This window comes from Shinella sp. GW821-FHT11G07 (genome assembly GCF_058808115.1).
Map to the genome: position 1 here is coordinate 14,331 of NZ_JBXARJ010000013.1, position 21,629 is coordinate 35,959.

The 21,629-nt window shown below is 64.6% G+C and carries 15 protein-coding genes, 1 other RNA gene and 2 pseudogenes; 12 read left to right on the forward strand and 6 right to left on the reverse strand.

Going from position 1 to position 21,629, the window contains the following annotated elements; genetic code table 11:
* Positions 1 to 12: 12 nt before the first annotated feature.
* From AC1RT2_RS23085 to AC1RT2_RS23105, 5 genes and pseudogenes are all read left to right on the forward strand, one after another.
* On the forward strand, positions 13 to 396 hold the full coding sequence (locus tag AC1RT2_RS23085; protein WP_069060047.1) for a RidA family protein: 384 nt from the start codon (positions 13 to 15) through the stop codon (positions 394 to 396).
* A gap of 15 nt (positions 397 to 411) precedes the next feature.
* A pseudogene (locus tag AC1RT2_RS23090) lies at positions 412 to 2,073 on the forward strand (acetyl-CoA carboxylase biotin carboxylase subunit); the annotation flags it as partial.
* Positions 2,074 to 2,181: 108 nt separating this feature from the next.
* Positions 2,182 to 2,397, forward strand: a pseudogene (locus AC1RT2_RS23095) (acyl-CoA carboxylase biotin carboxyl carrier protein subunit); the annotation flags it as partial.
* Complete coding sequence (locus tag AC1RT2_RS23100) at positions 2,394 to 3,269, forward strand: hydroxymethylglutaryl-CoA lyase (protein ID WP_493105704.1); 876 nt, start codon at positions 2,394 to 2,396, stop codon at positions 3,267 to 3,269. The pseudogene AC1RT2_RS23095 and the gene AC1RT2_RS23100, both read left to right, overlap by 4 nt.
* 33 nt (positions 3,270 to 3,302) lie before the next feature.
* Positions 3,303 to 4,103: a crotonase/enoyl-CoA hydratase family protein gene (locus AC1RT2_RS23105; protein ID WP_493105706.1), complete on the forward strand. Its 801-nt coding sequence runs from the start codon at positions 3,303 to 3,305 to the stop codon at positions 4,101 to 4,103.
* Positions 4,104 to 4,281: 178 nt separating this feature from the next.
* Here the strand turns inward: AC1RT2_RS23105 and pbpC are convergent, their stop codons facing one another.
* Both pbpC and AC1RT2_RS23115 read right to left on the reverse strand, forming a co-directional pair.
* The gene (pbpC, locus tag AC1RT2_RS23110) at positions 4,282 to 6,366 is read right to left on the reverse strand and encodes a penicillin-binding protein 1C (RefSeq protein WP_493105708.1); all 2,085 of its coding nucleotides are present in this window, start codon (positions 6,364 to 6,366) and stop codon (positions 4,282 to 4,284) included.
* A gap of 12 nt (positions 6,367 to 6,378) precedes the next feature.
* On the reverse strand, positions 6,379 to 11,829 hold the full coding sequence (locus AC1RT2_RS23115; RefSeq protein WP_493105889.1) for an alpha-2-macroglobulin family protein: 5,451 nt from the start codon (positions 11,827 to 11,829) through the stop codon (positions 6,379 to 6,381).
* Between the two features lie 520 nt (positions 11,830 to 12,349).
* Between AC1RT2_RS23115 and AC1RT2_RS23120 the strand changes: the two genes are divergently transcribed.
* On the forward strand, positions 12,350 to 13,294 hold the full coding sequence (locus tag AC1RT2_RS23120) for an AEC family transporter (protein WP_493105710.1): 945 nt from the start codon (positions 12,350 to 12,352) through the stop codon (positions 13,292 to 13,294).
* A gap of 253 nt (positions 13,295 to 13,547) precedes the next feature.
* On the opposite strand, the gene AC1RT2_RS23125 is transcribed toward AC1RT2_RS23120, so the two are convergent.
* Positions 13,548 to 14,303, reverse strand: a complete 756-nt coding sequence (locus AC1RT2_RS23125) for a c-type cytochrome (RefSeq protein ID WP_493105712.1) — start codon at positions 14,301 to 14,303, stop codon at positions 13,548 to 13,550.
* Between the two features lie 151 nt (positions 14,304 to 14,454).
* On the opposite strand from AC1RT2_RS23125, the gene AC1RT2_RS23130 reads away from it, so the two are divergent.
* Entirely contained in the window at positions 14,455 to 15,210 is a 756-nt protein-coding gene (locus AC1RT2_RS23130; protein WP_069060039.1) for a 3-deoxy-manno-octulosonate cytidylyltransferase, read from the forward strand.
* Between the two features lie 16 nt (positions 15,211 to 15,226).
* Complete coding sequence (locus tag AC1RT2_RS23135; protein ID WP_493105714.1) at positions 15,227 to 16,078, forward strand: prephenate dehydratase; 852 nt, start codon at positions 15,227 to 15,229, stop codon at positions 16,076 to 16,078.
* A 66-nt stretch (positions 16,079 to 16,144) separates the two neighbouring features.
* Here the strand turns inward: AC1RT2_RS23135 and AC1RT2_RS23140 are convergent, their stop codons facing one another.
* Positions 16,145 to 16,741 carry a TetR/AcrR family transcriptional regulator gene (locus tag AC1RT2_RS23140; protein ID WP_493105716.1) on the reverse strand — a complete coding sequence of 199 codons (597 nt, stop codon included), beginning with the start codon at positions 16,739 to 16,741 and terminating at the stop codon, positions 16,145 to 16,147.
* Between the two features lie 125 nt (positions 16,742 to 16,866).
* Between AC1RT2_RS23140 and AC1RT2_RS23145 the strand changes: the two genes are divergently transcribed.
* Positions 16,867 to 17,640, forward strand: coding sequence for an SDR family oxidoreductase (locus AC1RT2_RS23145; protein ID WP_493105718.1), 774 nt, complete (start codon positions 16,867 to 16,869; stop codon positions 17,638 to 17,640).
* Between the two features lie 50 nt (positions 17,641 to 17,690).
* Here the strand turns inward: AC1RT2_RS23145 and nudC are convergent, their stop codons facing one another.
* On the reverse strand, positions 17,691 to 18,665 hold the full coding sequence (gene nudC, locus AC1RT2_RS23150) for an NAD(+) diphosphatase (protein WP_493105720.1): 975 nt from the start codon (positions 18,663 to 18,665) through the stop codon (positions 17,691 to 17,693).
* Complete coding sequence (locus AC1RT2_RS23155) at positions 18,662 to 19,072, reverse strand: HIT domain-containing protein (RefSeq protein WP_493105722.1); 411 nt, start codon at positions 19,070 to 19,072, stop codon at positions 18,662 to 18,664. The genes nudC and AC1RT2_RS23155 overlap by 4 nt, the downstream gene beginning before the upstream one ends.
* 171 nt (positions 19,073 to 19,243) lie before the next feature.
* Between AC1RT2_RS23155 and ffs the strand changes: the two genes are divergently transcribed.
* From ffs to AC1RT2_RS23170, 3 genes are all read left to right on the forward strand, one after another.
* Positions 19,244 to 19,340: signal recognition particle sRNA small type (gene ffs, locus AC1RT2_RS23160), an RNA gene on the forward strand.
* 44 nt (positions 19,341 to 19,384) lie between these two features.
* Positions 19,385 to 21,271, forward strand: coding sequence for a DNA polymerase III subunit gamma/tau (locus AC1RT2_RS23165; protein WP_493105724.1), 1,887 nt, complete (start codon positions 19,385 to 19,387; stop codon positions 21,269 to 21,271).
* Between the two features lie 25 nt (positions 21,272 to 21,296).
* Positions 21,297 to 21,620, forward strand: a complete 324-nt coding sequence (locus AC1RT2_RS23170; RefSeq protein WP_069060033.1) for a YbaB/EbfC family nucleoid-associated protein — start codon at positions 21,297 to 21,299, stop codon at positions 21,618 to 21,620.
* The last annotated feature ends 9 nt before the right edge of the window (positions 21,621 to 21,629 follow it).

Sequence of the window (21,629 nt, forward strand, 5' to 3'; positions counted from 1 at the left end):
GGAGGCAAGTCCATGAAGCGCGAAACAGTCAATGCCAAGAATGCCCCTGCCCCGCGGGGCGGTTATTCGCAGGCCGTGAAGATCGAGGATTTCAAGACGCTGCTGTTCATCAGCGGCCAGATCCCCGTCTCGGACGACGACAAGGTGCCCGAGGGCTTCGAGGACCAGGCGCGGCTCGTCTGGCGCAACATCGACGCCCAGCTGAAAGCTGCCGGGATGTCGAAGGCCGATCTCGTCAAGGTCACGACCTTTCTCGCCGACCGGCATCACACTCTGGCCAATCGCGAGATCCGCAGCGAATATCTCGGCGGCGTCGCGCCAGCCATGAGTGTCGTCATCGCCTCGATCTTCGACGAAAAATGGTTGCTCGAAGTCGAAGCGATCGCCGCACAATAGAAAGCCGAAACGCGCATGTTCAGGAAAATCCTCATCGCCAATCGCGGCGAAATCGCCTGCCGCGTCATCCGCACCGCCAGGCGCCTGGGCGTCGCGACGGTCGCCGTCTATTCCGATGCCGACCGTGAGGCGCTGCATGTCGAAATGGCCGACGAGGCTATTCGAGTCGGCCCTGCGGAAGCGGCAAAGAGCTACCTGAACATCCCGGCAATCCTTGAGGCGGCAAAGGCGAGCGGGGCGGAGGCGGTGCATCCCGGCTACGGCTTCCTATCGGAAAACCCCGCTTTCGTCGAGGCGGTGGAAGCCGCCGGTCTCGTCTTCATCGGCCCCTCGGCAAGCGCCATCCGCGCAATGGGTCTCAAGGATGCAGCAAAGGCGCTGATGGAAAAAGCGGGCGTGCCCGTGGTGCCCGGCTATCACGGCGAGAAGCAGGATGCCGCTTTCCTTGCCGGTGAGGCGGATGCCATCGGTTACCCCGTGCTGATCAAGGCGCGCGCCGGCGGCGGTGGCAAGGGCATGCGGCGGGTGGAACGGCCCGCCGATTTTGCCGCGGCACTGGAAAGCGCCCGCCGCGAGGCCGAAAGCGCCTTCGGCGATGGCCGCGTGCTCGTCGAAAAGTACATGGCCAAGCCCCGCCATATCGAGGTGCAGGTTTTTGGCGATAATCACGGCAATGTCGTGCATCTTTTCGAGCGCGACTGCTCCCTCCAGCGCCGGCACCAGAAGGTCATCGAAGAGGCGCCGGCGCCCGGCATGACGGAGGAAATGCGCGCGGCGATGGGTGCGGCTGCGGTGCGGGCGGCGGCAGCGATCGGCTATAGCGGTGCCGGGACGGTCGAGTTCATAGCCGACGTTTCGGAAGGCTTGCGGCAGGATCGCTTCCATTTCATGGAAATGAACACGCGCCTTCAGGTCGAGCATCCGGTGACGGAGGCGATCACCGGCCTCGATCTCGTCGAGTGGCAGCTGCGCGTCGCTGCCGGCGAGCCATTGCCGAAACGGCAGGCGGACCTTGCCATCAATGGCTGGGCCTTCGAGGCGCGGCTCTATGCGGAAAACCCGGCGCGCGATTTCCTCCCGGCAACGGGCCGCCTCTCGGTTTTCGACCTGCCAGACGGTGCCCGCATTGATTCCGGCGTGCGGGCCGGTGATCTCATCACGCCCTTCTACGACCCGATGATCGCCAAGGTCATCACCCACGGCAGCACCCGCGCGGAAGCTCTGGCGAAACTGGGAACGGCGCTGGAACAATGCCGCGTTGGTGGCGTGACGACAAATGCCGGCTTCCTCGCCCGCCTGTGCCGTCTGCCGGCCTTTGCCGCCGGTGATGTCGATACCGGAGTGATCGGCCGGGCGGGAGAAGGGCTGCTGGCTGAACCCGATGCCCCCGAGGAGGCTTTTGCACTGGCTGCCCTGTCGTCGCTCGGCTTCCTTGACGCGCCGGCCGACCCGGACCCGTGGGGCGAGATCCGCGGTTTCCGCCTGTGGGGCGAGGCCGCACAGACGGTTTTTCTGGATCACGGCGGCGCGGAACATGCCCTGCGCGTCACGACGCTCGGCCAGGATCGCTTCCGCATCGAACGCAACGGCCTGGCAACGAATATCCGAATTCGATCGTCGAACGGCCGTTCCTTGCAAGTGGACCTTGATGGCCATGTCCTGCCGGCAAGGGTGCACAGCGACCGCGCCGACATCGTCGTCTTCTTCGCCGGCCATAGCCATGCCTTCGCACGCGCGGAAGAGGCAAGCCATCATGGCGAGGCGGCCGCCGGTGGCGACCGACTCTCGGCGCCGATGCCGGGCCTGGTGCGCATCGTCTCGGTGGAGCCGGGTGCACGCGTGACGAAGGGCGATCCGCTCGTCACCATGGAGGCGATGAAGATGGAACTGGTGCTGGCAGCCCCCCGCGACGGCGTGGTGGCCGCTGTGCCCGTCGCAGTCGGCGACCAGGTGGCCGAGGGCGCGCTTTTGCTCTCGCTGGAGCCCGAGGAGGCGGCATGAGCCGGCACATCGAAATCGTCGAGATGGCCGCCCGCGACGGCTTGCAGAACGAGAAGGCGATCATCCCGTCCGCCGACAAGATCGCGCTGATCGACGTGTTGTCGGATTGTGGCTTCAGGCGTATCGAGGCGACGAGTTTCGTCAGCCCCAAATGGGTACCGCAGCTTGCCGATGGGGCGCAGGTGATGGCCGGTATCAAGCGCCGGGCCGGCATTTCCTATGCGGCGCTGGTGCCCAACATGAAGGGTTACGAGGCGGCGAAGGCGGCAGGCGTCGATGAGGTCGCTGTCTTCCTCTCTGCCTCCGAAGGGTTTTCGCGCGCCAATCTCAACTGCTCGATTGCCGAAAGCATCGAGCGCGCCCGGCCGGTCGCGGAAGCGGCGAAGGCAGACGGCATTCCGTTGCGCGGTTATGTCAGCTGCGTCGTGCAATGCCCCTATGACGGCCCGGTCGAGCCCCGCGCTGTGGCAGCGGTGACGGAACAGTTGCTGCGCCTCGGCTGCCATGAGGTAAGCCTTGGCGACACGATCGGCCGTGCACGGCCAAACGAGGTCGCGGCCATGCTGGACGGGGTGCTCGTCGTCGCCGCCCCGGAAAATCTTGCTGGCCATTTCCACGATACGAGCGGATTGGCGCTCGACAATATCTGCATTGCACTCGATCATGGACTGTCCGTCTTCGATGCCTCGGTCGGCGGGCTCGGCGGCTGCCCCTATGCGCCCGGTGCGCGCGGCAATGTGGATACGCTCGCCGTCGTCGATATGCTGGCGGTGGAAGGCTACGAGACGGGGCTCGACCGGGACAAGCTGGCGGCGGCTGCGGCCTTTGCGCGGCAGATCACCGGCAAGGGCGATTCCGGGAAAAATGGCTAGCTGTTTGCGATAGCGCTAGAGGAAGAGGTAGTCATGAATTTCGAGACCATTTCCGTATCCGTCGACCGGCGCGGCGTCGCGGCCCTGACGCTGCGCCGACACGCGCAGCACAATGCGCTGTCCGGCCTGATGATCCGCGAACTGACCGCCGTTGCCGGCCTGCTCGGCGATGACAGGGCGGTGCGCGTGGTCGTGCTGAGCGGCGAGGGCGAGAGTTTTTGCGCGGGCGGCGACCTCAACTGGATGAAGGAACAGATCGCCGCCACCCGCGAGGAGCGCATCGCGGAAGCGCGCCGGCTGGCGCTGATGCTGAAGGCGCTACGCGACCTGCCGAAGCCGCTGGTCGGCCGGGTCAACGGACAGGCCTATGGTGGTGGCGTCGGCCTCATCAGCGTCTGCGACGCGGCGGTCGCCGTGGAAGGCGCTCGCTTCGGCCTGACCGAAACCCGTCTCGGCCTCATCCCGGCGACGATCAGCCCCTATGTCGCCGCGCGCATCGGTCCTGCGGCCTTCCTGCGTTTCGCCACCTCCGCCCGCCTGTTCGATGCGCCGACGGCCCGCGATATCGGCCTGGTGAGCGGCATTGTCGCTGCAGACGGGCTGGATGCGGCGATCGAGGCGGAGATTGCGCCCTATTTCACGGCGTCGCCGGAGGCCGTTGCCGCTGCCAAGGCGCTCGCCCATGCACTCGCCCTGCCGATCGACGACAAGCTGATCGAGATGACGCTGACGCGGTTGGCCGATACCTGGGAAACGCCGGCCGCAGCGGAGGGAATTGCGGCGTTTCTGGAGAAGCGTAAGCCGAGCTGGGTGCCGACGGATTCCGGCAAATGATCGCGGCAACGCGGGTGCTGTTTGGAATTCGGCCTCTCAATGAACCCTCTGGCCACAATTGAAAGCAGTCTCCTGCGAAATGAGACCGTTGAGGGGAAGTCCCCTTCTCCCCGCTGGGGAGAAGGGAATACGAATCACGTCGCCAATTCCATCGCTATGGTGAAGGCGGCAGGCTGTATTACTCGATAAACACCCGCACACTCGCCGCCCTTCCGGCGGCATCGATCACCGTCAGCGTCGAAAAACCCGCACCTTCTGGCATCCATTGCGTCGTGCGCCGGCGCGAGGCGTCGGGCAGGACCCTGCCATTTGCGAGCCAGCGGAAGGGTGCGCGGCCGCCTTGCAGTTTCAGCACCAGCGGCGAGATATCTGCGCCCGTCGTGGCGCCGAGTTCGACATGGGCCCCTTCCGGCGGGTAGATGATTTGCGGGGCCGGTTCACGCGCCGCGGTGGCGACGAGGCCGTTGGCGGTGATCGCGAAGCGGCGCAGGCTCGCCGGCAGTTCCGATTGTGCGATCCGCACCGCGCCGGCCGGCGCGCGCGGCAGCGCGGTGATGGCAACGCCGGAACGGGAAAAGGCCTCAAAGAGGATGGGGGCGGCGGCACCATATCCGCTCAGGCCGGGCACGGCACCATTGTCGGCGCGGCCGACCCAGACGCCGAGCACGTGGCGGCCGTCATACCCGACGGACCAGGCGTCACGGTAACCATAGCTGGTGCCGGTTTTGTAGGCGATGCCGAGGCGGCGGCTGCCTGTCGGCGGCGTGACGGCGGAGAGCACGTCGGAGACCTGCCAGACGGCGACGGGGTCGAGCAGCGGTTCGCCCTCGATCTGCGCGGCCGCGCGGGAAATGCCGTCGCCGAGCCGGACGGGCATGCCGCGGTTGGCGAGGGCCGCATAGAGCTGGGTAAGATCGCGCAGCGTGATGCCGAGGCCGCCAAGCCCGATGGCGAGACCCGGTGTCTCGCCCGGCGGCAGTACGGCCTGCACCTCGGCGCGGCGGAAGCGCACCATCAGCCGCGTCGGGCCGATGGCTTCGAGCAGGCGCACGGCGGGCACGTTCAGCGAAAGCTGCAGCGCCTTGCGTACGCTGACATCGCCCTGGTAGGTCATGTCGAAATTGCGTGGGCGATAGCCGGAAAAGTCGGAAGGTCGATCCTCGACGATGGTTTCCTGCGCGACCAGCCCCTCCTCGAAGGCGAGGCCGTAGATGAAGGGTTTCAGCGCCGAGCCGGGTGAACGGCGGATGCGCGTCATGTCGATCCAGCCGGCGCGGCTGCCGTCGAAATAATCCGCCGAGCCGACCTCGCCAAGAATTTCGCCGGTGCGGGCATCGGCCATCACCATGGCGATGGAGATTTTCGGGCCAAGCCGTTCTGCTGCCTCGCGCGCGACGGTTTCGAGACCGTCCTGCACGGTGCGGTCAAGCGATGTCTCGTGCTTGATCGCCTTCGGGTCCTTGCGCAGCGCCAGTTCCGAAAGATGGGCGGCATAGGAGGGCAGCTGCCGGCGGCGATCCGGCACGGCTTCGGCGGAGGCGCGTTCAGCTTCGCCCTCGCCGATGATCTCGGAGACGGCAAGACGATTCAGCACGCGCTCGCGGGCCTTTTCCGCAACGGCGCGGTGCCGGTCCGGCCGGCGCTTTTCGGGAAGCTGCGGCAGGGCGACGAGCAAAGCGGCTTCGGCGACGGTGAGCCGCTTCGGCTCCTTGCCGAACCAGGCGAGGCTTGCGGCGCGCACGCCCTCCAAGTTGCCGCCATAGGGGGCGAGCGTCAGGTAGAGATCGAGGATTTCAGCCTTGGAAAGCCGCCGTTCGAGCTGGATGGCGCGCGCCATCTGGCGCAGTTTCGCCAGCATCGAGCGGTTTTCGCGCGGCTCGATCAGCCGGGCGACCTGCATGGAGAGCGTGGAAGCGCCCGAGACGATGCGACCATTGGTGACGAACTGGCCGGCGGCGCGCAGCAAAGCCAACGGATCGATACCGGCATGCTCGCGGAAGCGCCGGTCCTCATAGGCAACGAGCATGCGGATGAATTGCGGATCGACATCGGCGGCCGTGGTCTTCAGCCGCCAGAGGCCATCCGGTGTCGCGAAGGCACGCAGCAGGCGGCCGTCGCGGTCGAGCACTTCTTTGGAGACGGTCTCCGCCACCGCGACCGGCGGCGGATAGGCCTTGTCCGCATAGTCGAGCCCGAAGGCGAGGGCGGCGATAACTGCCGCCCCGCCGAGGGAGCCTATGAGGAGCTTGCGCCAGAGCGCCATCGATCGGACCCCTTACTCAGCCTTGGTGACCTGCATGCGGCCGGTCGCCGTGCGGGCGGAGTACTGCGGACGATACATGTCCTCCACCTGCGCTGCCGGCAGGTCATAGGTGCCAGGGGTGACGGCGCGTACGACATAGGCGAGGCTGACCTCGCGGTTGTCGCCCGCGTTTCGGTTGAAGGCCGCGACGAAACGGTCGTAGCGGAACTCCGTATGCGCCGCCTCGGTCTCACCGAGCCAGTCGAAGTTCGAAAGCTTCGCGCTGTCGACGAGGCTCGGATTGTCGATCTCGAAACCGGCAGGCAGCAAGTCGGTGATGATGATGCGCGACGGCCAGTCATTGTGCTCCGTCACCTTCAGCACCACGACGTAGCGCTCGTTCTGCGTCGCCTCCGTGATGTTCGCCTCCTCGCCGTCGAGCGTGTAGTAGGTGCGCTCGATGGCAAAGCCGTCGCCGCCGGCCGGCAGCGGGTCGGCGGGAGCCGCGACCGTGGTCAGCACGGCGGAGACCGGCTCGCCGGAGCGGTTGGCAATGGTCAGCGGGTTTTCCATCAGGGACTTGCCCGTCATCTGCGCGGCGTAGCCGCCGGCGCGCTCGGCGCCGTTGATTTCGAGCTTCAGGTCCTTGTCGGCATCCTTCACGGACCGGGCGGCGAGCAGCATCCAGGTCTGTTCCTGCGTGCTGGTCCAGCGCTTGTCCTCCCACTGCTTGGCGACGAGCTTCGTCAGTTCCGGAATGACATTCGGAACCGGCCGGCTTTCGGCGGCAAGCGCCAGGATGGCGGCGCCGTCGCGCAGCGACGAGCCGTAGTCGGTGCGCGAGAGGCTGGCATTCAGGATGCCGTCACGCGAGAGGCCGAGCGCATTGGAGAAAATCGTCATCGAGCGCTGGGCATCGCCATAGAGACCGAGCGCGCCGGCAAGCTGTGCGCGGGCGAGCGGCGAGGAGAACTCCGAGAGCTTCGTGTCCGCGTAGTAGCGCAGATCGCTGATCGCGGCCTTGCGGTTGCGGGCGAGCACATAGAGCGCATAGGCGATCTCGGTGCCCTGGGTGGAGACATTGACCTCATAGGAGATGGAGTTCTGCAGGTTGGAAAGTGCCTGCAGCATGGCCTGCTCCGGCACGTCGAACTTCTGTTCGCGGGCTCTCGTGAGGAAGTCCGTCACGAAGGCATCGAGCCAAAGGTCGCCATAGCCCGGCGACCAGAGGCCGAAGCTGCCGGACGAAGACTGGTTGGCAAGCACGCGGTAGATCGCGTCCTGCACGCGCTTCTGCGTTTCCGTGTCCTCCGGCAGGCCGGACTGCTTGGAAAGCTCGCTCAGATAGAGCAGCGGTAGCGCGCGGCTGGTCGTCTGCTCGGTGCAGCCATAGGGGTAGCGGTCGAGCGCCATCAGGAGTGCCGGGATGTCGAAGGCCGCGGCGCGCGAGACGCTGAGGCTGACGGAGGCGCCGGCAAGCTGGCTGTCGGCCAGAAGCTGGTCGTCGATCGTCAGGCTGCCGTTTGCGGCAATCTCGATCGGCCGGCGCGTGGTGATCGGCATGGCGGCCGGGCGTACGGGCACATTGAGTGCCTGTTCAAGCGACATGCCGGAGCCGTTCGACAGTTTGACCGTCACGACGCCATCGCCTGCCTCGCCGCCAATCAGCGGGAGCGTGAGCGCCGTCTTGCCGCCGGGCTCCAGCTTGATCGTCTGGCCGGCACCGGTCTGCTCGACCATGACCGAGGCATTGTGCGTGACCTCGACCGTATAGTCGCCGGCAGGCGCATCCGTGTTGACGATGTCGAGCCTGAGATCCGCACGGTCCCCGGGTGCGAGGAACTTCGGCAGGCTTGCCGTCACGACGACCGGATCGCGGATGATGACGTCCTTTGATGTGCTACCGACGCCCGTCTTGGTCCAGGCAACGGCCATGATGCGGGCCGTGCCGTTGAACTGCGGAATGTCGAAGCTGACCTTGGCCTTGCCGTCCGCATCGAGCTTCACGGGGCCGGCGAAGAAGGCGACCAGCTTTTCTGTCGGAGGCTTGCCCGAGAGCGCGCCTTCACCACCGTCACCGCCGGTGCGCAGGCGCCCCGTGGCACCGAGCGAACCGTCGATCAGGCGGCCGTAGAGATCGCGGATTTCCATGCCGAGGCGGCGTTGGCCGAAATACCAACCGGCCGGATCGGGCGCTTCATATTTGGTGAGGTTGAGGATACCGACATCGACGGCGGCGACCGTGATATAGGCCTCCTCGTTGGCGCCCGCACCGGCCACCTGGAGAGAGATGTCGAGCGGCTGACGCGGCAGGGTCTTTTCCGGCACGTCGAGGGCGACGTTGAGCTTGCGTTCTGCCGGATCGACCTTCAGCCAGGTGATGCCGATGGCGCGCATCGGCATGCGGCTTTCCTGGTCGGAGCCCGGGCGGAACAGCGTCGCGGTGACGTAGGAGCCCGGTCCCCATTCCTTGGTGATCGGGATTTCCACCTCACCGCCCTCGGCGCCGACCGCGGCGGTCTGGGTGGCGATCAGGCTTTCGGCGCCGACGGTGATCAGCACCTGGCCGGCATGGCGCGGCGAGATCTTCAGCTTGGCCGTATCGCCGACCGCGTAGTTTTCCTTGTCGAGCGAGATTTCCAGCGCGTCGGGCGTTTCCGTCGAGGTTGCAGCGACATACCAGCCCGCGTCGAACTCGACGCTCGTCGCCGGGCCATCCGGTTCGGGGCTTTCGACTTCGAGACGGTAGCGGCCCCAGGTGACGGGAACGGAGATCTTGCCGCCATCCGACGCGACGTCGAGGGTGCCGTTGGAGACCTGCTGCGTCGACAGCACCGGCTCATAGCGCCAGGAGCTGCCGTCGCGGTACCATTGATAATTCCGCTCGACGGCAAGCAGCTTCCAGGGCAGGCCCTGCATGGCCAGTTTGGCACCATCCGGGCCGACAGCGACGACGTGGAAGTTCGCGATGCCGTTTTCCGAGAGTTCACCCTTGAATTCCGGCTTCACGCCGATCATCGGGCCGGTCGCCTTGACGGGCAGCGTCAGCGAGCGTTCGACGGCGCGGCCACCGGCCTCCATCATGCGCAGCGTCACCAGCGCTTCGAGGCGCTGCGTGGTCGAGGGGAGATCGGTGACGGTGACGTCGAAAGTCGTCTTGCCCTCGTCGTCGAGCACATCGAGGCCTTCGAGCGGCGTCGTGCTTTCCTCGATCGCTTCCTCGTCCGTCAGGCCGAAGACATATTCCGGAAAGGCCGGGTCCGCGCGTGTCGGTTTCAGCGCGACATCGCCCTCGATCTCAAGGCCCGCACCCGGCGCACCGTAGAGATAGCGGCCTTCGACGGAGACGGGGGCCGGCACGCCGGTTTCGATGTCCTTCGCCGTGCTCGTCATGTCGAATTCGATGCGATCCGGCACGAAATCGTCGACGAGGAAGGTTTTTTCGGCAATCGCCGTGCCCTTCGGGTCGGTGTAGATCTGCATCGTCCAGGTGCCGCGCATGCTGTTTTCTTGCAGCGGCAGATCGATGGCATGGCCGCCGAGGGCTGCGCCATCGGAGATGAGGCGGCGGTCTTCCACGCCGTCCGGCCGGTTGAAGACGAAGGTGAGTGGCAGTTTTTCGACCGCATTCGCCTCGATGTCACGGGCGAGTGCGGTGGCATGCACCGTCTCGCCGGCGCGGTAGATGCCGCGTTCGGTCCAGGCGAGCACGTCGATGGCGCCGGGTGCCGGGCGGCCGGTGACACCGCGGTCGGAGAGGTCGAAGCCGGCGCGTGTCATGTCGAGGAAGACGAAGTCGGATTCGCCCTTCTTGGCAAGGATGACGGCGGGCGTCATGGCGGCGGTGCCACGCATCAGGCCGGCGGTGAAGGTCGCGCGGCCCTCCGCATCGGTCGTCGCGGTGCCGAGCACTTCGTTGTTGGTGGCAATCAGCTGGAGGTCGACGCCTTCGAGCGGTGCTGCGCTATCGAGCGAGCGGGCGAAGACGTTGAGGCCGTCCGTGCCGGCATAGGTGGTGAGGCCGACATCCGAGACGACGAACCATTGCGTCGCCTTCGCGTCCCATTCGTTGCTGCGGCCGTTCGAGGCGGCGGCGGTCAGCACATAGACGCCGGGCTTGCGCTCCGGCAGTGCCTCGTCGACCGGGAAGCTGGTGACGACGTCCTTGTTGAGTTCCGGTGAAATCTCGATCTTGCCCTGCCAGACGAGCTGGCCGTTCTGGCTTTCGATGCGCTCGGCGGAATAGCCGTCGAGCTGGGTCAGGAACCGGCTGTCGGCGAGAAGCCCGGCGATCGCGCGATCACCGACGCGGTAGAGCTTCAGGTCGGCGCTGTCGGTGTTGACCGAGACGATCGGAATGCCGCGGCGCACGCTGCCGGGCAGCACGAAGCCGTCACCCGTGAAGCGCACTGTGGCGGTGCGGTCCTGCACGTAGATGTCGAGATCGACCATGGATTCCAGCGGCTCGTCGACCGCGGACGGCAGGCCGGGGCGGAAGGCGATCTTGTAGCGCTGGCCGTGGTTCAGCCCCTCGACGCAAATCTGGCGGTCCTTGGCCTCGACCGCCTTGGGCGCCGCGCCATCCAGCGTGACGAAGGAGGCGTAGTCGGCACCCGACTTGACGAGCGGCTCGGAGAACTCGACGCAGGCGCGTGGTGTCGCGCTATCCGAGTCGATCGTGTGGTTGACGATGCGGAAGCCCTGGCGGGCGCGCAGACCAAGATAGGCCGAACGGACCGCGACATCGTCCTTCAGCTCCAGGCTCGCCCTGTAAGCATTGATGCCGGCGCGGTAATTGCCCGATTTGTCGAGCGTATCGGCGAGCACGGCAAGCGCGCGCGCCCGCGTCTCGGTGGTGCGCGACAGCTGGTAGGCGTTGATCGCCGCAAGCGCGCCCTGGCCGGCGAGATAGCTGTTGCTGACGGCGCGGCCCATGGATTCGGCCGTTTCGATCCAGAGATAATAATCGTCCGGCGCAAGCGAGAGCGCGCCCTTGTAGGCGATGAGCGCCTGGTCGAAGCGGCTGGAAGCGGATTCGATTCGGCCAAGCGAGCCGAGGCTTTCCGCGCCCTGGCCGGTATGCTCGGTTGCAAGCGCCAGGCCGTCGCGGAAGGTGCGGGCATCACTCATCATGTAGTCGCTGATGAAGGGCATGGCCGGCGGCGCGCCGATATCGGCGGCATTGTCAGCCTTGATGATCTTGCCGGCGATCGCGCCCTGGAAATGGTTGAGCTGGTTGAAGTCGCTCTTCAGGAAACACCACTTCACCTTGGGATTATAGGTGAAGGCGCGGCAGGACAGGTCATCGACGCAGTCGGTCTTGCACTGGTCGAGCGTCACGTCCTGCACGGTGCGCAGGTCGAAGCCGAAATAGTCGCTGTTTTCCGTCGTTACAACGGTGCGCGTCTCTTCGGCATGGGCGGGAAGGGGAGGTGAAGCGACGGCCGCCAGAAGAAGTGCCGAGAAACCGAAGATTGCGCGCATAGACATCAAGTCCTCCTAACGCTGCCCGTCTCTTTGCCGCCCCCACTGTCCAGACCCCGGATCGGCTTGTCAATCGAAAGACGCCATTGTCGGGGAGGTCGGAAAGGGGTGGCGCATGGAACCAGGTGGAAGACGTTTCAGCCTCGCCGTTCAATCGCCGGAAATGCAGAAAATTTCAGGAACCCATCTGTTAACCTTTTGTTAACCATATGCGCGCAGACTTCACTCCATCAACGAGCGTTCTCGTGTCATACCGCTGTAACAGCGGCTCGCTAGAAACCTCGTCAGACACGAAAGTCGTGTTTCGGCAAACGCAGTGACCACGGATGTACTGGCACTGAGCGAAACACTTCCCTGGCCAAGCCGGGATGAGGAAGCGGGGGTTCGGCCCTCGCTTTTTTCATTTCCGGCCTTTGCCAAGCATCTCGTGCTGGACCCCTCCCGGTGATTGCTCTACCGATGAAACCCGCCCTCTAGACGGTTCACCTGCCGTCCTTCCATTCTCCTCCGGGACGGTTTCATGTCGGATGTCGCTCTCAACGTTTTGCCTGTCTTCGCGCTGATCCTGATCGGCTGGGTGCTCGTGCGCACCGGCTATCTTCGGGAGGAACTGGGCGAGGGGCTCGGCGAATTCGTCTTCCGGGTCGCCGTTCCGCTGCTGCTGTTTCGCACCATCGCGGAAGCGGATTTTGCCGGCGAATCGCCGCTGCGCATCTGGATCGCCTATTTCGGCGGCGTCGCCGTCACCTGGACGGTGGCGCATCTTGTGGCGACGCTCGGCTTCAAGCGGGACCGGCGCATCGGGGTTCTTGCCGGCGTTTCCTCGGCCTTCGCCAACACCGTCTTCATCGGCCTGCCGCTCGTTGCACGCATCGTCGGCGATGAGGGGCTGGTGGCGATCTCGGTGCTGCTTTCGGTGCATCTGCCGGTCATGATGATTGCCGGCACCATTCTCATGGAGAGGGCGGAGCGGAAGGAGGGCACGCGCGCGCCGCAGAGTTTCGCAGCCCTTCTGCTCGGCATCGGCAAGAGCCTCGTGCGCAATCCGCTGGTGATCGGCCTCGCCGCCGGCGCGCTGTTCCATGTGGGCGGCGTGCCGCTGACAGGCCCGGTGAAGGTGGTGGTCGACCAGCTGGCGGCGATGGCGGCACCGGCGGCCCTCGTTTCCATCGGCATGGCGCTCAACAAGTACAAGGTCGGCGGCAATGCCGGCATCGCGCTGGCGATGACCAGTCTCAAGCTCGTCGTGCTGCCCGGCTCCGTCTATGTCGCGTGCCGCCTGCTCGGCCTCAGCCCGGAATGGACGACCGCGATGGTGCTGACATCCTCCGTACCGACAGGCGTCAACGCCTGGCTGCTCGCCAACCATTTCGGCGTCGGTCACGCACTCGCCTCCTCGACGATCACCATGACGACGGCACTCGGTGTTTTCACAGTCTCCTTCTGGGCCTGGTTGCTCGGCTGAAACGGTAGGCATGAATATGGTGTGGAAGCCAGATCTCTACGGCTGACGAACGGCGATTCGTGGCTGCCCCCCTCATCCGGCCCTATGGGCCACCTTCTCCCCGAGGAGAGAAGGGAAGGAAAGGAATGGAGCCTCCCGTTTTCCCCTTCTCCGCAGCCGGGAGAAGCTGCCAGCAGGCGGATGAGGGGCTTCCAACAACAAAAAACCCGGCGCGAAGACCGGGTTTTGTTTGTCTGTCTTGCCGTTGGCTTTTTTACTGAGCAGCCGGCTGTTCGGTCGTGGTGCCGTGCGTCGTGCCGCCTTCGGCGGGGGTGGAGCCCTCGGTCGTGGTGGTCGCAGCGCCACCCTCTGCCGGGGTCGTTGCACCTTCGGTCGTCGTCGCAGCCGCGCCGCCGTCAGCCGGAGCCGCACCCTCGGTAGCGGTCGCGCCGCCGTCGGTCGTTGCCGCTGCACCTTCGTTCGATGCGGTCGGCAGCGCCACCGGATTGTCGGACAGCGTGCGCAGATAGGCAATCAGGTTGGCGCGCTCGTCGTTCTTCTTCAGACCGGCGAAGCCCATGGCGGTGCCCGGAACGTGCTTCTTCGGAGCTTCGAGGAAGAAGTTCAGGTGGTCGTAGTCCCACAGCACCTTGTGGCCTTCGGAGAAGGTGGTCATGCCGGCGGAATAGCTGAAGCCCTCATGCGAGGCGATCGGGCGGTTCACGATGTCCCAGAGACCGGGTCCGACCTTGTTCGGGCCGCCCTTCTCTGGGGTGTGACAGCTCGCACATTTCTTGAAGACCGTTTCGCCGGCGCCGGCATCGGCAGTGGCCAGCAGGGTTGCGATCGGAACAGCTGCGGGAGCTTCGCCACCGGCTGCTTCGCCGCCAGTTTCCTCGGCAACGATCGCGAAACCTTCCTTCTCGGGATGGCCCGAATGGAAAATGCCTTCAGAAGCGATCGACACGGACATCAGTACGAAGACGGTGCCCAATAGGGCACCTACGCCCATGTTCACATAAGAGTTCATCCAAACGCTCCCCTAGGGACCGGCGGACATACGCCGGCCAGTCTTGAAATCGCGCGGAACCTATGTCTTTTGCTGCTTCGTTGCAACAGTGATTGTAGCCCCCGCACTGAGACGTTTTGACACTTTTCCCGGGGGTTTTGAAGGGCCTGAGATGAATCCCGCCAATTTTGACAAGACCCTCGTGCTCATTCCGGCGCGCATGGCTTCGACCCGTCTTCCCGGCAAGCCGCTCGCCGATATTGCAGGCCTGCCGATGATCGTCCAGGTGGCGCGCCGGGCTGCGGCTGCCGAGGTCGGGCGGATCGTCCTTGCCGTCGATCATACGGATATTTTTGACGCGGTCGTGGCAGCCGGCTTCGAGGCGGTGATGACCCGCGTGGATCACCAGTCCGGCTCCGACCGTATTCACGAGGCGCTGACGAAGAGCGACCCGGAGGGCCGCGCCGAGTTCATCATCAACGTGCAGGGTGACCTGCCGACCATCGATCCGGAAACGATCCGTGCCGCGCTTCGCCCGCTGGAGAATGCCGCGACCGACATCGCAACGCTGACCACCGAAATCCGCGACGAGGAAGAGAAGACCAACCCCAACGTGGTGAAGATCGTCGGTTCGCCGCTCAGCGAGAGCCGCCTGCGCGCGCTTTATTTTACGCGCGCGACGGCGCCCTACGGCAAAGGCCCGCTCTATCACCACATCGGCCTCTACGCGTATCGCCGCAAGGCGCTCGAAGCCTTCGTCGCGCTCAAACCCTCGACGCTGGAAAAGCGGGAATCGCTGGAACAGTTGCGGGCGCTCGAAGCCGGCATGCGCATCGATGCAGAGATCGTTGACACCGTTCCGCTCGGTGTCGATACTCCCGCCGACCTCGAAAAGGCCCGCGCGATGCTCGCGGCCCACCCTGTTTGATACGGATTCTCCTGCCATGATCATGAAAACCAACAAGATCGCCTTCCAGGGCGAGTACGGCGCCAATTCCGACATGGCCTGCCGCGACATGTTCCCGACCATGGAGCCGCTGCCGTGCCAGACCTTCGAGGATGCCTTCCTCGCCGTCGAAAATGGCGATGCCGATCTCGGGATGATCCCGATCGAGAACACGATCGCCGGCCGCGTCGCCGACATTCATCACCTGCTGCCGGAATCGCGCCTCCATATCGTCGGCGAATATTTCATGCCGATCCGCTTCCAGCTCATGGTGCTGCCGGGTGTCGCGAAGGACGAGGTCCGCACCGTGCACAGCCATATCCATGCGCTCGGCCAGTGCCGCAAGATCGTCCGTCTCAACGGCTGGAAGCCGGTGATTGCCGGCGATACGGCAGGTGCGGCAAAACTCGTGTCGGAAACCGGCGACCGCTCCATGGCGGCCCTTGCCCCGCGGCTTGCGGCCGATCTCTACGGCCTGTCGATCATCGCCGAGAACGTCGAGGACACCGAAAGCAACGTTACGCGCTTCGTGGTGCTGTCGCGTGACGAGAAGCAGGCCGAGCAGGGTGGCGAGGACATCGTCGTCACGACGTTCGTCTTCAATGTGCGCAACATTCCGGCCGCGCTCTACAAGGCGCTCGGCGGTTTTGCCACCAATGGCATCAACATGACGAAGCTGGAAAGCTACCAGATCGACGGCAAGTTCACCGCGACGCAGTTCTATGCCGATATCGAAGGACATCCGGACGAGCCGCATGTCCGCCGGGCGCTCGAAGAATTGCGCTTCTTCTCGGAGAAGGTCCGCATCCTCGGCACCTACCGTGCCCATCCGATGCGCAGCGCGTTTTAGGGCGGGTTTTACCCTCGATATTGTCTTGCGTCATCGCGTGGCGGGCATGCGCCCGCCCGGTAGGGCCTATGCCTCCGGCTTTCGATAGGTCGGGTCCCCGGGCCACGCTGACAATGCGATGTCTGCCAGTTGTTTCAGTTTTTCCCGGCATGCCCCGTCGTAGGCCTGGGCCGACATGCCCTGCACGACCGCCATATAGAAACGCGCGAGCGCATCAGTGTCGGTATCGGTCGGGACTTCGTCTTCGCTGACAGCGCGGTCAAGGCGCGCTTTGATAGCCTGCATCGCAACTTCACGGCGCGCGGCGACGTCTTGGGCGACAGACTCGCTTTCCTCCGAGTGTTGAAGGACAGCGGTGGACACAATGCAGCCACGCGGCTTGTCCGGCTGGGTAATGCCCTGCACGACGTCGTGAAGGTAAAATGCGATCGCCTCGTAGGCCGTTGGCTCGGTCTGCAGCGCCTCGCCCCGGCACTTGCTTTCCCGCTCGATACAATGGTCGAGCGCTTGCCTGTAGAGCTCTTCCTTCGAGCCGAACGTTGCGTAGAGGGAAGGGGGCGTGATCCCCATGGCCCTGGTCAGATCGGCGATCGAGGTTCCCTCGTAGCCGTGCTCCCAAAACAGCCGCGCCGCGACATCGAGCCCGACATCACGATCCAGCACTCTCGGTCTGCCGCGTTTCCGGGCGGGGGCATTAGTTTTTATATCGATCACTATAATAATCCCTTGACAGGCATTTCCCGGTATTTATTGTATCGATCATTATAAAAATATCAATGGAGCGAACGATGTCTGGAAAACTGGCGACCAAAACAGCTCTTGTGACCGGAGGTTCGCGTGGTATCGGTCGCGCTATCGCGCTTGCCTTTGCGAAGGAGGGGGCGGCCCTCATTGGCGTGCATTACGGCAATAACGCGGATGCCGCCAACGCCACCATCCGCGAGATCGAGGCTCTCGGAACAAAAGGTGTCGCTATCAAAGCGGACCTAAGCAAGGGCAAGGAAGCGGCGGACAGTCTGTGGGATCAGTTCAAGACGGCGGCGGTCGCGGCGACCGGTGAACCCGGGCTGGACATACTCGTCAACAATGCTGGTATCGCCCAGGCGTTCTCTCTGGCTCAAACCAGCGAATCTTTCTTCGACGAGACGATGACGATCAACTTCAAGGCGCCGTTCTTCCTGATCCAGGCCGCAGCCGATCATATTCGCGACAATGGACGGATCATCAACATCTCGACGGGTTTCACGCGCATCGCCGCGCCTAGCCATCCCGCATACGCAGCATCGAAGGGTGCGCTTGAAACGCTGACACTGGCGCTTGCGCCGGACTTCGGTCGTCGCGGCATCACGGTCAATGCGGTCATGCCGGGTGTTACCGACACGGACATGAATGCGGAGTGGCTGGCGCAGCCGGAGGCGCGCGCGGGCGCAGAAGCGATGTCGGTCTTCTCGCGTGTCGGCACGGCCGCGGATATTGCCGACGTGGTCGCGTTCATCGCGTCGAACGAGGCCCGCTGGACCACGGGGCAAATGATCGACGCCACGGGCGGTGCCCGTATTTGATCGTATCGTTGACCGAGACACTGTTCACGGCCAAACCCGGGCTCCGTTGATCAGCCCTTCCAGTCGAGCCAGTCGCGCATCAGCCGGTGCGCGATGGCGCCTTTCGGCGGCGGCATCGTGGTGCCGGGGGCGGCGCCCGACATGGCGCTGCGCTCGATCATCGCCGCGGTCTCCTCGCGGGTGAACCAGCGGCAGTCTTCCAGCTCCTGATCGTCGAGACGGATGTCGAAGGAGATCGCCTCGCCGTAGCAGCCGATCATCAGTGAATGCGGCATCGGCCAGGGCTGCGAAGCGTGATAGCGCACGCGACCGACCTTGATGCCGGATTCTTCCAGGGTCTCGCGGCGCACCGTGTGCTCGATCGTCTCGCCCGGTTCCAGGAAACCGGCAAGGCAGGAATACATGCCTTCCGGGAAATGCGGCGAGCGGCCGAGCAGGCAGAGATCGCGCTCGATATCGATGACCAGCATGATCGCGACCGGATCGGTGCGCGGGAAGATCGTGTGGCTGCACGCCTCGCAGACCCGGCGATAGCCGCCGATCTCGGAGCGTGTCGGTGAGCCGCATTTACCGCAGAAACGGTTGTTGCCGTTCCAGGTCATCAGGCTGGAGGCCTGGGCAAACTGGCCGAGCAGGTCGTCATCGAGCATCTGCTGGCGATAGAGCGTGCGCCCGTCGGTGGCCTTCAGCGGCTCCTGCAACGTCTCGGGATCGGCGCGCACGGGAATGGCCAGCCGCGGCTCGCCGTTCTTCAGGTAGCCGAGCAGGATGGACTCTTCCGGGATCGGATCGAGTTCGGCGAGCTCGTAGGGCGCAAACAGCGGATCGATGATCTTCTCGTCATGCTTGACGACGAGTTTGCCGCCGGCGAGCGCGAAGGCGTGCACCGTCTCGGCTTTGAAGGCCTGTTCCAGGCAATCCGGCGCGCGGTGCTCCGACTGGCGGTCGAGGCTGTTTTCCGCAAAGGCCACCATGGTGCTGGGCTCGGGATGCGGGCGGTAGAGATCGAAAAGCGATGGCTTCATGGTGCGAGTGCGTCCAGCAGCTTGGCGGAAAAGGCCTTGGTTTCGTCTGCCGAGCGCGGCTCGGCGGTGCCGTAGCCCCAGACGGGGCCGGGCCAGTTCGGGTCACCTTCGTTGCGCGCGATGATATGGACGTGAAGCTGGCGGACGATGTTGCCGAGCGCGCCGGTATTGATCTTCGTTGCCCCTGTCACCGTCTTCAGCGCCTCGGAGACTAGCACCGTCTCGAAGGTCAGCATGGTCTGGTCGAGTGGTGTCAGGTCGAAGACCTCGCTGACATTCGGGCGCTGCGGCACGAGCACCAGCCATGGCCAACGGCCATCCTTCATCAGGCGCAGTTCGCACAGGCCGATCTTCGTCAGGAGATCGCTGTCGCGCACAAGCCGTTCATCGGGTCGAAAATTGCTCACAGGGCTCTCCCGAAATGCTTGTTTCGAAGCAGTTCCAGCAAAACTGTGCCGTGATTTTGCGCCTGGAACTGCATAAGACAATAGGAGTCATGCCACGCACCCGATCCGGCTCCAACAGTTTTTTATAAGCCACGCTTGCATTCGGATGGAATATTGCCGATATGGGGGACGGGAGGTTGGTGGTGGACGAGCCACTCGCCAACCGGGTCAGGTCCGGAAGGAAGCAGCCCCAACGAGCCCGGCACGGGTCATCGTGCCAGCCTCCCACCTTTCCGTCCTGTCGGGACAGACGTTCTATCAACGGCAGGGTCTATGAGCGACGAAACCCCAAAACCGTCCAGCGAAAAGCCCGCCGCCTACCGGGTGCTCGCGCGCAAGTACCGCCCCAAGGATTTCTCCGACCTCATGGTCGGCCAGGAGCCGATGGTCCGCACGCTGACCAACGCGTTCGAGACCGGGCGTATCGCGCAGGCCTATATGCTGACCGGTGTGCGCGGTGTCGGCAAGACGACGACCGCACGCATCCTCGCCCGCGCCCTCAACTATAAGACAGCCGAGATCGACAAGCCGACGATCGACTTGCGCATTCCCGGCGAGCATTGCCAGGCCATCATGGAAGGCCGGCATGTCGACGTCATCGAAATGGACGCCGCTTCCCATACCGGCATCGACGATATCCGCGAGATCATCGAGCAGGTGCGATACCGCCCGGTTTCGGCGCGCTATAAAGTTTACATCATCGACGAAGTGCACATGCTCTCGACGCAGGCCTTCAACGGCCTGTTGAAGACGCTCGAAGAGCCGCCGGAGCATGTGAAGTTCATCTTCGCGACGACGGAAATACGCAAGGTTCCGATTACGGTCCTCTCGCGCTGCCAGCGCTTCGACCTGCGCCGCATCGGCGCCTCCGATCTCGTCGGCCTGTTCACCACCATTCTCGGCAAGGAAGGTGTCGACGCCGAGCCGGATGCGCTCGCCATGATCGCGCGTGCCGCCGAGGGCTCTGCCCGTGACGGCCTTTCGCTGCTCGACCAGGCGATCGCGCATGGCGCCGGCCGCGTCGAGGTCACTGCCGTGCGCTCGATGCTCGGCCTTGCCGACCGTGCGCGGATCGTCGATCTCTTCGAGCATATCGTGAAGGGCGATGCCGCGGCAGCGCTCGCGGAGTTCGCCGCGCAATACGAAGCCGGTGCCAGCCCGCCCGTCGTGCTGACCGACCTCGCCGACTTCACCCACCTCGTCACCCGCATGAAATATGTGCCCGATGCCACCGGCGACCAGTCGCTGAGCGAGATCGAGCGCGTGCGCGGCGTCGAGTTTGCCAATTCTCTCGCGGTGACCGCGCTTTCGCGCATGTGGCAGATGCTGCTGAAGGGCATTCCGGAAACGGAAGCCTCCAGCCGTCCGGCTGGTACCGCGGAAATGGTCATCATCCGCCTCGCGCACGCCGCAAACCTTCCGTCGCCGGAGGACGCCGCGCGCCGCCTTGCCGAGCTTTCGGCGGGGGAGGGCGGTGGCAATGGTGGACGTGTTCCACAATCATCAGGCACGCTTGGCGGCAACAGCGGCGCGTCGGCGTCGGTCTCCGCCGTCTCGCGGCAGCCTGATGCTCCGGCGCAGCGCGCCCAGGCAGGCGGCGCAACCGTGACCATGCTGCGGCCCATGCCGCAGGCAGACCCGACGCCCGAGCCTGTAGGGCGCATCGAGCCGGTGGAAGCTCCGCAGCCGGCGGCAACGCCCAAGGTGCCGGTCAATTCGCTTTCGGATCTCGCCGATCTCTGCACCAAGAACCGCGACATTCGCATTCGTGCGCTGCTCCGCGCTTTCGTGCGTCCCGTGAAGATCGAGCCCGGCCGGCTGGAGATCAGCCTGGCCGACGACGCGCCGAAGTCGCTTGTCTCCGAACTCCAGAACCGTCTGCAGGAATGGACCGGTTCGCGCTGGATGGTGATCCTGTCGCGCGAACCCGGTGGCCCGACTTTGTCGGAAGCCGAAACGCAGGCGCAGGAAGCGCGTGTCGCCGATGCGCGCCAGGATCCGGACGTCGCAGCAATCCTGCAGCGTTTCCCGGGCGCCAAGATCACCGACGTGCGCATCAAGGTGCAGGAAACCGAAGACGAACCCGAGACCGTCGAGGCTGCTGCCGTGGCGGAATCCGCCGAGGGCGATATTCTGCCCGGCGACGATATCGAACACTAATAGCCAGATAAAAGAGGAGAGACCGATGCGTGACATCATGGGCATGATGGGCAAGGTCAAGGAAATGCAGGCCAAGATGGAGAAGATGCAGGAGGAGATTGCCGCACTTGAGGTGAACGGCACCTCCGGCGGCGGTCTCGTCTCGGTCACGCTTGATGGCAAGGGCAACCTCAAGGGCCTGAAGATCGATCCCTCGCTCTTCAAGGAAGACGACGTCGAAATCCTCGAAGACCTGATCGTCGCCGCCCACAAGGACGCCAAGGACAAGGCCGAGGCAGAGACCGCTGAGCGGACCAAGGCGCTGACCGCCGGCCTGCCGATTCCGCCCGGCTTCAAACTGCCGTTCTGATGTTGTAGG